At 69.4% G+C, this 12,614-nt stretch carries 16 protein-coding genes; 7 read left to right on the forward strand and 9 right to left on the reverse strand.

Annotated features, from left to right (window positions below; genetic code table 11):
• Window positions 1-219: 219 nt before the first annotated feature.
• Together ABZV93_RS23385 and ABZV93_RS23390 are read right to left on the reverse strand one after the other, a co-directional pair.
• A complete protein-coding gene (locus ABZV93_RS23385; RefSeq protein WP_354939609.1) occupies window positions 220-744 on the reverse strand; it encodes a DinB family protein in 525 nt (174 codons plus the stop codon).
• Window positions 745-837: 93 nt separating this feature from the next.
• Window positions 838-1,206, reverse strand: coding sequence for a metalloregulator ArsR/SmtB family transcription factor (locus tag ABZV93_RS23390; RefSeq protein ID WP_354939611.1), 369 nt, complete (start codon window positions 1,204-1,206; stop codon window positions 838-840).
• 437 nt (window positions 1,207-1,643) lie between these two features.
• Here ABZV93_RS23390 and ABZV93_RS23395 point away from each other — a divergent pair, with 437 nt between their 5' ends.
• A complete protein-coding gene (locus ABZV93_RS23395) occupies window positions 1,644-2,189 on the forward strand; it encodes an ArsI/CadI family heavy metal resistance metalloenzyme (RefSeq protein WP_354939613.1) in 546 nt (181 codons plus the stop codon).
• A gap of 112 nt (window positions 2,190-2,301) precedes the next feature.
• On the opposite strand, the gene ABZV93_RS23400 is transcribed toward ABZV93_RS23395, so the two are convergent.
• On the reverse strand, window positions 2,302-2,622 hold the full coding sequence (locus ABZV93_RS23400) for a metalloregulator ArsR/SmtB family transcription factor (RefSeq protein WP_354939615.1): 321 nt from the start codon (window positions 2,620-2,622) through the stop codon (window positions 2,302-2,304).
• Window positions 2,623-2,696: 74 nt separating this feature from the next.
• Between ABZV93_RS23400 and arsB the strand changes: the two genes are divergently transcribed.
• Both arsB and ABZV93_RS23410 read left to right on the forward strand, forming a co-directional pair.
• Complete coding sequence (arsB, locus tag ABZV93_RS23405; protein ID WP_354939651.1) at window positions 2,697-3,800, forward strand: ACR3 family arsenite efflux transporter; 1,104 nt, start codon at window positions 2,697-2,699, stop codon at window positions 3,798-3,800.
• Between the two features lie 58 nt (window positions 3,801-3,858).
• Complete coding sequence (locus ABZV93_RS23410; protein WP_354939617.1) at window positions 3,859-4,296, forward strand: heat-shock protein HtpX; 438 nt, start codon at window positions 3,859-3,861, stop codon at window positions 4,294-4,296.
• 34 nt (window positions 4,297-4,330) lie between these two features.
• On the opposite strand, the gene rox is transcribed toward ABZV93_RS23410, so the two are convergent.
• Both rox and ABZV93_RS23420 read right to left on the reverse strand, forming a co-directional pair.
• Entirely contained in the window at window positions 4,331-5,758 is a 1,428-nt protein-coding gene (gene rox, locus ABZV93_RS23415; RefSeq protein ID WP_354939619.1) for a rifampin monooxygenase, read from the reverse strand.
• A gap of 191 nt (window positions 5,759-5,949) precedes the next feature.
• Window positions 5,950-6,114 (reverse strand): hypothetical protein, encoded by a 165-nt coding sequence (locus ABZV93_RS23420; RefSeq protein ID WP_354939620.1) that lies wholly within the window; start codon window positions 6,112-6,114, stop codon window positions 5,950-5,952.
• A 153-nt stretch (window positions 6,115-6,267) separates the two neighbouring features.
• On the opposite strand from ABZV93_RS23420, the gene ABZV93_RS23425 reads away from it, so the two are divergent.
• Window positions 6,268-6,858 (forward strand): dihydrofolate reductase family protein, encoded by a 591-nt coding sequence (locus ABZV93_RS23425; protein WP_354939622.1) that lies wholly within the window; start codon window positions 6,268-6,270, stop codon window positions 6,856-6,858.
• Between the two features lie 4 nt (window positions 6,859-6,862).
• On the opposite strand, the gene ABZV93_RS23430 is transcribed toward ABZV93_RS23425, so the two are convergent.
• Window positions 6,863-7,741, reverse strand: coding sequence for a LysR family transcriptional regulator (locus ABZV93_RS23430; protein WP_354939623.1), 879 nt, complete (start codon window positions 7,739-7,741; stop codon window positions 6,863-6,865).
• Window positions 7,742-7,823: 82 nt separating this feature from the next.
• Here ABZV93_RS23430 and ABZV93_RS23435 point away from each other — a divergent pair, with 82 nt between their 5' ends.
• Complete coding sequence (locus ABZV93_RS23435) at window positions 7,824-9,059, forward strand: MFS transporter (protein ID WP_354939625.1); 1,236 nt, start codon at window positions 7,824-7,826, stop codon at window positions 9,057-9,059.
• Between the two features lie 13 nt (window positions 9,060-9,072).
• On the opposite strand, the gene ABZV93_RS23440 is transcribed toward ABZV93_RS23435, so the two are convergent.
• Window positions 9,073-9,654: a hypothetical protein gene (locus tag ABZV93_RS23440; RefSeq protein WP_354939627.1), complete on the reverse strand. Its 582-nt coding sequence runs from the start codon at window positions 9,652-9,654 to the stop codon at window positions 9,073-9,075.
• Between the two features lie 93 nt (window positions 9,655-9,747).
• On the opposite strand from ABZV93_RS23440, the gene ABZV93_RS23445 reads away from it, so the two are divergent.
• Complete coding sequence (locus ABZV93_RS23445; RefSeq protein WP_354939629.1) at window positions 9,748-10,362, forward strand: hypothetical protein; 615 nt, start codon at window positions 9,748-9,750, stop codon at window positions 10,360-10,362.
• A 54-nt stretch (window positions 10,363-10,416) separates the two neighbouring features.
• Window positions 10,417-11,196 carry an MgtC/SapB family protein gene (locus ABZV93_RS23450; protein ID WP_354939631.1) on the forward strand — a complete coding sequence of 260 codons (780 nt, stop codon included), beginning with the start codon at window positions 10,417-10,419 and terminating at the stop codon, window positions 11,194-11,196.
• Window positions 11,197-11,229: 33 nt separating this feature from the next.
• On the opposite strand, the gene ABZV93_RS23455 is transcribed toward ABZV93_RS23450, so the two are convergent.
• Complete coding sequence (locus ABZV93_RS23455) at window positions 11,230-11,493, reverse strand: UBP-type zinc finger domain-containing protein (protein WP_354939633.1); 264 nt, start codon at window positions 11,491-11,493, stop codon at window positions 11,230-11,232.
• A 38-nt stretch (window positions 11,494-11,531) separates the two neighbouring features.
• The coding region (locus ABZV93_RS23460; RefSeq protein ID WP_354939635.1) for an AAA family ATPase at window positions 11,532-12,614 on the reverse strand (1,083 nt) is incomplete at its 5' end.

The following is a 12,614-nucleotide window of genomic DNA, read 5'->3' on the forward strand; positions in this document are numbered from 1 at the left end:
CTTAGGTTAGCCGAGAAGTCAAACACGCGTTCGATTTCTAACTCACTTCCAGCCGTCTCGTCTTCCGGCGTTGGACTGGGGTGCTGCCGTTAAGCTCAACCGCACGCCCGCGCCGACCCTTGGCCACCCCAGAACCTCCCACCGGCCGGCTTGCTCCAACGGAGGCCCTGTTGGCAGGCGTCTGCGGTGCGGCCAGCCGTCGCCCGGCCCGGAGGGCTCCTACGCGGCGGGTGGCTGGAGGGTCAGTTGCTGTTGGTGGAAGTCGAAGTGCTGGGTGCCGAAGTGGTAGACGTCGAGCAGGCTCATCTTGTCTGCAAAGAACGGGTCCCAGCCGAGGGGGAAGTGCATGCCCCGCGCCAGGGCGTCGTCAGTCTCCTGGTCGAGGTTGCGGTGTAGTGCTGCCACCGTTTTGTCGAACTTTCTGGTCAGTCGGGCACCGCGGAACACGAGCGCGCCGCCGCAGGAGCCGAGGTAGTTCACGGCGTGGAACGGTCTCGTGGTGGCGTTGAGCATGCGGGCAAACCGCCGACTGAAACCGTCCGGCAGTCGTCCGAGTGTTCGCACCAGCGGTAGCAGTCTGTGGACGATCATGTATCCGAACAGCATGTGGAACAGCAACTGCTGGTTTGTCCACCGGGTGCCATCGGAGGCGCGGTCGAGGGCGGCAGGGGATGCCTGCGACACCAGCGCCTGGAAGGTCGCCCGGGCCTGCTCCATCTCCGCATGTATCGACTGCCGGTCCATCCGCGGCTCCCGCACCCTCAGGTTGAAACCCCCGCCGGCTGCAGGGCTGGCCTCAGTCTGCGCCGGCGGGCCGGGGTGTCAAGCGTCCCCAGTTCAGGCGGCGGTGACCGGGGCGAGGATGCCGGCGAGGCCGGTCAGTGCGTCGCTCACCACTCGGTAGTAGGTGAAGTTGCCGACCCGTCGTTCGGGGACGACCAGGCCCGCCGCGGCGAGCTTGCGCAGGTGGTGGGTGATGGTCGGCTGGGTCAGCCCGAGCGGTTCGGTGAGGTCGCAGGTGCATGCCTGCATGCCCGGGCTGGCCAGCATCAGGGACAGCAGCCGTAGCCGGGTCGGATCCGCGATCGCCTTGAGCCGTACGGCGAGTTCCTCGGCCTGCTCGGCGGTCAGCGGCGCAGCGGTGAGGGGAGCGCAGCAGGCGGCCGCGGTTGGCACGGGCTGGATCACGGGCAGCGGCTTCGGCATGTCACCCATAGTGCCACGAGATAGGCAGCCATCTATCAGCTCACCGGTGGGCGGCGAACGGACTCACGGGTCACCGAAGAAGTTGAGATAGACGCTTGTCAATGTGCTTTGCATAGACCAGTATCTATGTCGCGGCCCGGGACGGCCCGGCCGAGGCGAAGGAGAAGGCTCATGCACCCGATCATGGTGGAAGCCGTGGCGCAGGCACACCGGGATGATCTGCTCCGCGCGGCCGAGGCTCGGCGCAGGACTTCGCGCGTGGAGCGCCGGGCCCACTTCGGAGCCGGACTTTCCGGGCTTACCCGCACCGCCGGCGGTCTCTTGCAGGGCTCAGCGCCGCAGCGACGGCCCACGACGGCGACCCGGAAGTCGCCCACTCCCTGCTGCGCCTGACGACGAACGCCATATCGATCCCACTGATCCGACCAGGAGCATCAATGTCCCGTCTTCAGCTGGCCCTCAATGTCGCCGACATCGACGCGGCCGTGGAGTTCTACTCCACACTGTTCGACACCGAGCCCGCCAAGCGCCGTCCTGGGTACGCCAACTTCGCGGTCGACAACCCGCCGCTGAAGCTGGTGCTGTTCGAGAACCCCGAAGCCACCGGCACCCTCAACCACCTCGGAGTCGAACGGGAGTCGATGGAAGAGGTCGAGGCGCAGGCCAACCGGCTCGAGGCCGCGGGCCTGACCCTGGACACCGAAGGCGACGTCGTTTGCTGTTACGCCCGGCAGGACAAGCACTGGGTCACCGGCCCGGACGGGCAGCGCTGGGAAAACTACGTCGTTCTCGCCGACGCCGGAGCGGAGCTGGAAGGCAAGTCGACGGCCGACGTCGCGGTCGGCGACCAGGCCTCCGCGGCGACTGAACCAGTCAAGACCGGTGACGGCGGCTGCTGTGGCGGCTCCGGCAACACCTCCACTACTGAAGGCCAGCCGGCCGTTGTGCCGGACGGCGGCGCTGGAGCGTGCTGCACCGGCTAGCAACTCTGTTCCGCTTCCCGTCGATCGCCTGGCCGCAACGGGCCCGCCTCCAGTGAGGTGTGCCCGTTTGGCGTGTGCGTATGCGTGCCTGAGGCGCCACAAGGCGGAGAGGTCAGCAGGGCCGCTTGCGGGTCTGCGCGGCGTCGGCGTCGGCTGCGAGCTGGGCGACCTCGCCGGCCAGGGCGTGCAGCACCTCCGGGCGCAGCCGGTAGTAGGTGAACCGGCCGCATGGTTCGGCCTCGACCAGACCTGCCTCCCGGAGCAGCCGCAGGGCATTGCTGATGGTGGTCTGGCCGGCGCCGGTCTCCTCGACCAGGTGGCAGGTGCACAGCTGCTCCTGCGTCAGCAGTTCGACGATGCGGCGGCGGAGCGGATCGGCGAGCACCTTGAACAGGGAGCCGGCCGAGGCATCAGCGATCGGTGATGTCATCATCGGTTGATATGTTATCGGCCGCTGTCCCACCGGCAAGGCACTGAGGAGAACTGTTGAGCCCGCAGACCTCCGCTCTGGTCGACGCGCGGTCGACGGAGGCAGCACCTCATGCAGTGGTGGGCGGGCTCTCGCGCCTGGACCGGCTCCTCCCCCTCTGGATCGGTCTCGCGATGGTGGCCGGGCTGCTGCTGGGGAGATGGGTGCCCGGGATCGCCGGCGTCCTGGACGCCATCAAGGTCAGTTCGGTGTCCCTGCCCATCGCCCTCGGCCTGCTGGTGATGATGTATCCGATCCTGGCGAAGGTCCGCTACGGCGAGATGGGCCACGTCGTCCGCGACCGCCGCACCATGGTCTTGTCGTTGGTGCTGAACTGGCTGGTCGGCCCGGCGCTGATGTTCACCCTGGCCTGGACGTTCCTTCCCGAACTGCCCGGATACCGCACCGGCCTGATCGTCGTCGGGCTCGCCCGCTGCATCGCCATGGTGATCATCTGGAACGACCTGGCGTGCGGGGATCGCGAGGCGGCCGCCGTACTGGTGGCGGTCAACTCCGTCTTCCAGGTCCTGGCATTCGGGCTGCTCGGCTGGTTCTACCTGAACCTGCTACCGGGGCGGCTCGGCCTGGACACCACCGGCATCGACGTCTCTCCCACCCAGATTGCCGCCGGTGTCGTCGTCTTCCTCGGCATTCCGCTGCTGGCCGGCTACCTCACGCGCCGGCTGGGTGAGCGCCGACGAGGACGCGAGTGGTACGAGTCGCGGTTGCTGCCCCGGCTCGGGCCGTGGGCGCTGTACGGACTGCTGTTCACCATCGTCATCCTGTTCGCGCTCCAGGGCCGGGCAATCACCTCCGAGCCCCTGGACGTCGCCCGCATCGCCGTCCCTCTCCTGATGTACTTCGCGCTCATGTGGGGCGGATCGATGCTGCTCTCCCGCACAGTCGGCCTGGGGTACGGCCGCTCGGCCACGGTCGCGTTCACCGCCGCGGGCAACAACTTCGAACTCGCCATCGCGGTCGCGATCGCGGTATTCGGCGTCACCAGCGGCCAGGCCCTCGCCGGGGTCGTCGGACCGCTCATCGAGGTCCCCGTCCTGGTCGGCCTGGTCTACGTGAGCCTGTGGGCACGCCGCTTCTTCCACGACCAGGCGCCGAACAATGAGCTGGCAAGTTCCCGTTGACACTGGCGGGGAGTGGTCCCGGACGCATGCCGCGTATTCGCTTGTCGAAGGAGTCCGCATGAACGAACGCCCTCAGATCGTCTTCGCGTGCGTACGCAACGGCGGCCGGTCCGTGGCCGCCCGCGTCCTCACCGAGCACTACGCGGGTGACCGTGTCGTCGCGGTGTCCGCCGGCACGCAACCCGGTGAGCACATCCATCCCGAGGTCGCGGCGGTCCTGGAGCAACTCGGGCTTGACACCTCCGGAGAACACCCCAAGCTGCTCACCCGCGAGACGGTCCTCGCCAGCGACGTGGCCGTCACCCTCGGATGTGGCGAGCAGTGCCCGTACGTGCCCGGCGTCAGATATGTCGACTGGCCCGTCGACGACCCCGGCGGTCAGGACGAGGCCTCGGTTCGCCGCGTCGTCGCCGACCTCGACACCCGCGTCCGCGCCCTGCTCCTCGAACTCGTTCCGGACATCACGCTACCGCCCTCCGTTCTCGGTCTGGCCTGACCGAGAACGGAGGAAGGAAAGCGGCCGGACCCGCTCAGCTGACAGGGGGGCCGAACCACGTCGGCAGCCGGCCGAGCAGATCCTGCTGGTCGTCGCCGACCCATGCCACGTGGCCGTCCGGGCGCAGCAGAACGGCGGGCACGTCGACCTCCTCGCTGACGTCGACAACGTGGTCCACCCGATCCGCCCAGCCCGCCACCGACAGCCGGCCGGTCTGGTCGAGCAGCAGCCCCCGGCCACTGCGCATCAGCTCGTAGAGACGGCCGTGCTTCAGCTCCACGTCCCGCAGCCTGCGGCCGAGCAGTTCGTGCCCCTCGCCGAAGTCGTACCGGATTCCGACCGCGGTGATCTTCTCGATCAGGAAGCGGTTCACCTCCTCGAACTCCATCAGCTGCGCCATCAGCCGGCGCAGTGCCTGCGAGCCCGGCTCACCGGAGGTCAGCTCCGACTGCGCCCGGGTGGTGTCCAGTACGTCGGCGGCCACCGGACGCCGTTCGGTGGCGTAGCTGTCCAGCAGATCCGCGGGCGCCCAGCCGTCGATCTCGGCGGCGAGCTTCCAGCCCAGGTTGAACGCGTCCTGAATACCGAGGTTGAGCCCCTGCCCTCCCAGCGGCGGGTGTACGTGCGCCGCGTCGCCGGCCAGGAACACCCGGCCGACGCGGTAGCGCTCGGCCAGCCGGGTGGCGTCGTTGAAGCGGGACAGCCAGCGCGGCGAGTGCACCCCGAAGTCGGTGCCGGCGTACACCCGCAGTCGCTGCCTGATCTCCTCCAGGGTGGGCGGAACCAGTCGGTCCCCGGCCACCTCGGCGGCGGGAACCACGGCACGGTAGGCCCCGCCGCCGATCGGCCCGACACCGAACCCGTGATGCGTCTTGCGGACCTCGGCCACCACCGAGGTCACCTCCTCCAGCGGCGCCGTGACCTCCAGCTCGCCCAGCAGCCACTCGTGTCCGGCGGGCTCGCCGGGGAAGCCGACACCGAGCAGCCCACGGACCCGGCTGCGCCCGCCGTCACACCCGACGAGAAAGCCCGATCGCAGCTGTGTACCGTCGGCGAGTTCGGCCGTCACACCGTGGTCGTCCTGGCTCAGCCCGACGAGCTCGGTGCCCCACCGGATCTCGGCGCCGACCTCGGCCGCGTGCTCGGCCAGGATCCGGTCGGTGATGGTCTGCCGGATACCGAGAATGTAGGCGTGAGCGGAGTCCATTCGATCCGGCCACGGCTGGTGGATACCGGCGAAGTAGCCGCCGAGTTGGTACTTCTTGCCGTACGTGAGAAATCGTTCCAGCAGCCCGCGCTGGTCCATCACCTCGATGCTGCGCACGTGCAGGCCGAGTGCCCGGTCGATGCGGGTCGGCGTCTCCTCCTTCTCCAGTACGACAACGCGTACGCCGCGCAGCCGTAGTTCGGCCGCCAGCATCATGCCGGTCGGTCCACCGCCGGCAATGATCACGTCGATCATGAATCCCCCCACCTGGTTCTGGCTTCGGCGGGAGATTCTGCAGCATGACGTGGGTCTTGCGGCAAGCCCCCAGGTGCGCTATATCTTGATAGTGGCAAGGAGATGACGCTCCTTGCCCTTTCTTTTTGTCGGCCGAGACCGACCGCCTTTCGCCGCCTCTGTCAACCGGCCCTTGTCACCGAGCGGGCTCCTCACCTCCTGCGGGACTCACCGGGCGAGAGGGCACCGGCAAGCAGGCGGGCCGCGTCGGAGAGCACCCGCTGGTCGGCCTCGACACCCTTCGTCTCCCTGGTGGACGGGACGGAGAGGAGGAGGATCGTGCCCTTCGGCGTCCACACGATGCCGATGTCGTTCACGGTGCCGTTGAAGGCGGTCGCGGACGGCGTTCGAGGCGTTGCGTTCGCCCTCGGGCGCCGCGGGTGTCGATGCGGGCCCTCGTCGTTCGTGTGGAGGGTGAGGCGCCGGCGCGAAACCTGACCAGAGCCGGCCGAGGTCGAAGGAGACGTGGCATGGGCAAGGTCATCGCGGTCGAACACCTGACCCTCGACGGCGTGATGCAGGCACCGGGTGACGCGGACGAGGACCGGAGGGACGGCTTCGCCCACGGTGGCTGGGCGGCCCGGCGGCAGGACCCGATGATGCAGAAGGTGATCGGGGCGCGGATGGGGAACGCCTGGTCGCTGCTGACCGGGCGCCGGACATACGACCAGTTCGCGGCGTACTGGCCCGCTCAGGAACGCAACCCGATGGCCGAGGCTCTCACCAGTGTGCGGAAGTACGTCGTGTCGAGCACGCTGACCGATCCGCTCCCCTGGCAGAACTCCGTTCTGCTGAAGGGAGATCCGGTCGACGCGGTGACCCGGCTGCGGGCGGAGACGGCCGACAATCTCGTGGTGTTCGGTGCGGGGGAACTCCTCCGGTCACTGCTGCCGCACGCTCTGGTGGACGAACTCGTCCTGATGGTGCACCCGCTGGTGCTGGGCTCGGGCCGGCGGCTGTTCGCCGGAACCGGTGCGGACGCGTACGACTTCAGCCTGGTCGAGTCGGCCACGACCGGCACCGGAGTGTTCGTCGGCGTCTACCGACCGGCAGGACGCTGACTCGTCAGCGTGGGGAGGTCGCGGAGGCCGCGACGAAGTCCCGGAACCGTCGCGCGGGTGCGGACAGCGCCCGGTCCGTACGCCAGGTCAGGCCGATGGTGCGCCGGGCGGACTCGGCGGCGATGGCGATGCCCACGGTGCCGGACTGCCCGGCGAAGGGTTCGGGAACGATCGCCACCCCAAGCCCGGCCGCGACCAGTCCCTCGATGGTGGCGAGGTCCTGGCTCACGAACGAGATCGCCGGTGACACGCCCGCGTCGCCGAGCAGTGTGTCCACCAGAGCGCGGAAGCCGAAGCCGACCGGGGTCGTGACGAGGTCCTCGCCCGCCAGCTCCCGCAACGCGATCCGCTTCCGGCGGCGAAGCCGGTGGCCCGGTGGCACCACGAGCACCAACCGCTCCTCCTGCAACGGGCGCCAGCCGAAGTCGCCGGCCGGCCGCGGGGACAGGATGGCCAGGTCGACCGCACCGACGTCCAGGTCGCGGACGATCTCGTGCGCCGGCTCCTGGCTGAGCATGACCCGCACACCGGGCGCGTGTTCGTGGAAGGAACGCAGCACCCGCGGGACCAGCGACGAGGCGATGGAATCCAGGAACGCCAGCCGCACCACCCCGGTGTCCGGGTCCAGCACACCGGCGAGGTCGGCCAGCAGTTGGCCGTACCTCGCGGTGAGGTCGCGCGCGGCATCGAGGACGAGCTGACCGGTAGGGGTGGGATGCACTCCGTCCGGCGCACGCTCGAACACCCGGGTGCCGAGTTCGGCCTCCATCCGGGCCAGGGCACGCGACAGCGTGGGCTGGCTGGTGTTCAGGGCCGCGGCGGTGTCGGTGACGTGCTGGTGGTCGGCCAGGGCGACGAGCCAGGCGAGATCGCGAAGCTGCACGGCGTCATCATACGTCTCACGTATGGGATGTCGACGTTTCCGGCATTGGACGTATGTCCCTCGGCGGCGCACAGTCGGACGTATGACCGCTGTCGTGGAGGCACCCACCGAGCACGGCCACCGGCCGGGGACCGCGGGGTACCGGCGCGTCGTCGGCGCGTTGTTCGCCGCCGGGTTGGCGACCTTCGCGCTCATCTACAGCACGCAGGCGATCCTCCCCGAACTCGCCACGCGGTTCGACGTGTCGACCGCGGCCAGCACTCTCACCGTGTCGCTGACGACCGCGGGACTGGGCGTCATGCTGCTGGTCGCCGGTCCACTGTCCGACGTCGTGGGGCGTACCCGGCTGATCCATCTGTCTTTGACCGCCTCCGCCGTGGTGGCGGCGGCCGGTGCGCTGGCACCGAGCTGGCCGGCGCTGCTGGCGTCCAGGCTCGCCGAGGGCGCCGTTCTCGCCGGCCTCCCCGCGGTCGCCACCGCCTACCTGCGGGAGGAACTGCACCCGTCCACCCATGCCAGAGCGGCCGGCCTGTACGTCGGCGGTACGGCGCTCGGCGGCATGGCCGGCCGGCTGCTCACCTCGTCGGTGGCCGAGTTCGCCGGTTGGCGGTGGGCGCTGGCGTCGACCGCCTGCCTCGGCCTGGTCTGCGCACTCGCCGTACGATCCCTGCTTCCGCCGTCCCGCCACTTCGTTCCCCGTCAGACCGGCCTGCGCGCGCTGGCCCGGACGAGCCTGCGCGCGGTGACCGATCCCGGTCTGCTCGCGCTGTACGGCGTGGGCGGCTGCTCGATGGGCGCGCTGGTCGCGGTGTTCAACACGATGGGCTTCCGGCTCACCGGCGGGCCGTTCGGGCTCGGACTCGGTGCTGCCGGCCTGGTGTTCCTCGTTTACCCGGTCGGGTCGGTCAGCTCCACGGCGTTCGGGCGACTGGCCGACACGTACGGACGCCGCACCGTCCTGCCCCTGGCCTGCCTCCTGGCCGTGGCCGGCGCACTGCTCACGCTGTCGTCGTCGCTGGCGCTGCTGATCTTCGGACTGGCGGTGTTCACCGGGGGGTTCTTCGCCGTCCACGGCGTCGCCAGCGGGTGGGTTCCGGCGCGGGCGCACGCCGGCGGTGTGTCCACCGGCCAGGCCGCGTCGCTCTATCTCTTCACGTACTATCTCGGCTCGTCGGTGTTCGGCTCCTTCGCCGGTCGCGCCTGGACCGGCGCCGGATGGCCGGGCGTTGTCACGCTGGCCACGGTGCTGCTGGCCGCCACCGGTGCGCTCACGCTGCTGTTGCGGAAAACGCCCGCGCTGGTGAGCGGAGCCCGCTGAGCGAATCGCCCTGTCAGCGTGACAGTTTCGCTATGCCCAGAAGGGCTTCCGGCTTACGGCCGGGGTGCCGGAACACGTAGCCGTCCCGTTTGCGGTCCTCCCGGCCCTCGTACTGGTGCACCACCTCGCGAAGCTGTGCGGCGTCGTAGACCAGCAACAGGTCGAGCCGGACCGGCGCGCCGTGCACGGCGATGGACGAGTGGTAGAAGCCCCAGCTCATCGCCTCGAACAACCGCATCCGCGGGGTGACCTTGCGCCGGAACGCGAAGAAGTCGATGTGCTTGTTCTGCAGGTTGTCGTAGCGGTCGCCCACCCGGGCGGGGTCGTAGCGGTCGGTCCCGAGACGCCGGACGATATCGACCAGTTCGCCGACGGTCCGTCCGGGATGGTGCTGCGCACCGATCCCGCGTACGACGACCGTGCGGCCGAGGAAGTGTCTGCGCAACTCCGCGTCCACGACGTGGCCGACGCCTCGGTGGTCGGGCTCGGTGTCAACCCGGTATTGCGGTACGTCGATGTCGAGGACCACGGCGGTCCGCGGCGTCGGACCCCACTGCCCAGGGCTGGGAACGTCGTGATCGGCCACGTCACTCACCGGACAAGGATGCCCGAAGCTCCCTCGGTGGAGGGAGTGGTTTCCTCCGCGCGGGCAGGGCGACCACCGCGGCCCGGATGGGATGGTCGGCTCATGAGCACTTACGTGGCCGTTGGTTCAAAAGAGTCCAGCCGGTCCTCCCGGCTGCGTGCCGCCTGGCGCGCGGCCCACGAGCCCGTTCCCGGCGTACCTCGGTGGGTCCTGATCGCCGCGTACGCCGTGCCGTTCACCGTTCTACCGTCGAGCCTGTGGCGCATCGCCGCAGTCACGTTCCACCTGCCCATCGTCACCGACCCTCCGCGGGGAGGGCAGCCCCTGGGCATGCCGGACGAGGTGTACGTCGTCGTGTTGTCGGCGGTGTCCGAACTGCTGGCGTTCACCGCCGTCGGGCTGGTCGCCCGCTGGGGAGAGGTCTTCCCCTGGTGGGTGCCCGGGCTCCGGGGCCGGCGGGTGCCGACCGCGGCCGCGGTCGTTCCGGCCGCGCTGGGCGCCACGGTGCTCACCGTGTTGTGGACCAAGGTGTTCGCCGGCCTGCACGCCTCGCTGGGGCACCCGGCCCCGCCCGGTGACCCGATCGCCGAGCACGGCTGGCGGCTCGTCGTCTTCGTGGGCAGCTACGCCCCGCTGTTGCTGTGGGGTCCCCTGCTGGCGGCCGTCACCGTGGCGTACTGGCGGCGGCGTACCCGGAACAACCAAAGAGGCCAGTAAACGAGGTGACCAGCCGAGCCACCTGATTCGGGCCGGTCCGATAGGTTTGGCCGGATGGTCGACGGTCACACGGTGTGGGTGCAGGTTCTGCTGGTTCTGGTGGCGTTCGCTCTGTCCTCGCTCATCGGGCTCGAACGCCAGATCCGGCAGAAGTCGGCCGGCCTGCGCACCCACGCACTGGTCGGCATGGGATCGGCGTTGTTCATGGTAGTCAGCAAGTGGGGCTTCGCCGACGTGCTCGGCCCGCACGTCTCGCTGGACCCCTCCCGGATCGCCGCCCAGATCGTGTCCGGCATCGGGTTCATCGGTGGCGGGCTGATCTTCGTCCGACGCGACGCCGTACGCGGGCTGACCACGGCCTCGGTGGTCTGGGTGACCGCGGCGGTGGGTGCGGCCGCCGGCTCCGGCATGGTGGTCGTGGCCGTCGCGGCGACGGCGGCGCATTTCGCGGTCATCATCGGTTTCACCGCGCTCGGTGGCCGGCTGCCCGGTGCCCGCGGCGCCGTTCAGCTCCGCATCGTCTACGCCAACGGCAGCGGTGCGTTCCGGCGTGCGCTGGTCGCCTGTACCAGCAGGGGTTTCGAGGTCGGCCAGGTGACGATCGAACGCGGCGACCTGCTGGCCGAGCCGGCCGACGAGGGCCGCGGCAACGGCCACCTTCGGGAAACCCCGGCCGACCGCGACGGCGGAAACGACCCGAGCGCCCGGACCGGCGACGTGGTGGTGGCGCTGCAGCTCTACGGCAGCGCGCCGGTGGCCGACCTCGCCGCACAGCTCACCGAGGTGACCGGCGTGCGATCGGTGCTGGTCGGTACGGGCGCCGAGGAGGAGTGACCGCCGGTCCTCGCGCTCTTCAAGGGCGCGGGGTCAGACGAACTGCTCGTCGACGAAACACCAGCGCCAGTCCTCACCCGGTTCGTACGACGCGACGATCGGGTGGTCGGCCTCACCTGCATGCTCGCGAGCGTGCCGCAGCGGCGAGGAGTCGCAGCAGCCGACGTGGCCGCAGGTCAGGCACAGCCGCAGGTGCACCCACGGCGACCCCAGCCGCAGGCACTCCTCGCATCCGGTGGGAGTACGGGGCTCGACCGGGCGGATCTGTTCCAGGTGGGGGTCCACGGTCACCGGCATGTCACTTCTTCCGTTCAGGGGTGGAGATCCGGGCCGCCTCAGGCGGCTTGGGGTTGGGTGGCGGGGGTGGGGTTTTGGTAGGTGACGGTGATTTCGTTGTTGTGGGCGTCGATGGTGATCACGGCTCCGTTGTGGACGTCGCCGGCGAGGAGGGTGCGGCCGATGCGGGTTTCGACTTCTCGGGAGATGAATCGGCGTAGGGGGCGGGCGCCGTAGATGGGGTCGAAGCCTTCCAGGGCGATCAGCCGGCGTGCTTGTTCGGTGATGTGCAGCTTGATCTGCCGGTCGGTCAGCCGTTGGCGTAGTTCGTCGAACATCAGGTCCACGATGCGTTCGATCTCGGTCTGGGTGAGTGGTTTGAACAGCACGATCTCGTCGACCCGGTTGAGGAATTCCGGCCGGAACCGTGACCGCAGGTCGGCCATCACCCGTGCCCGGGCGTCGGGGGTGATTTCCCCGCCGGCGGTCGCTCCTTCGAGGAGGTATTCCGACCCGACGTTGGAGGTCATGATGATGACGGTGTTACGGAAGTCGACGGTGCGGCCCTGGGCGTCGGTGAGGCGGCCGTCGTCGAGGACCTGCAGCAGCAGGTTGAACACGTCGGTGTGGGCCTTCTCGATCTCGTCGAACAGCACCACCGAGTACGGCTTGCGGCGGACCGCCTCGGTGAGCTGGCCGCCTTCCTCATAGCCGACGTAGCCGGGCGGGGCACCGACCAGCCGGGAGACGGTGTGGCGTTCTTGGTACTCGCTCATGTCGATACGGACCATGTTGTCCTCGGTGTCGAACAGGGCCTGCGCGAGTGTCTTGGCCAGTTCGGTCTTGCCGACACCGGTGGGGCCGAGGAAGATGAACGACCCGATCGGGCGGCGCGGGTCCTTGATGCCGGACCGGGCACGGATCACCGCGTCCGCGACCAGCTGGACCGCCTCGTCCTGCCCGATCACCCGTTCGTGCAGCACCTGGTCCAGGTGCAGCAGCTTCTCCCGTTCACCTTCTTGCAGCCGGCTCACCGGGATACCGGTCCACCGCGACACGATCGAGGCGATCTCCTCCTCGGTGACCACCTCCCGCAGCAGCCGCCGCTCACCGAGCCTCTCATTCAGCTGCTCCTCTTCGGC

Source organism: Actinopolymorpha sp. NPDC004070 (assembly GCF_040610475.1).
Lineage (GTDB): Bacteria > Actinomycetota > Actinomycetes > Propionibacteriales > Actinopolymorphaceae > Actinopolymorpha.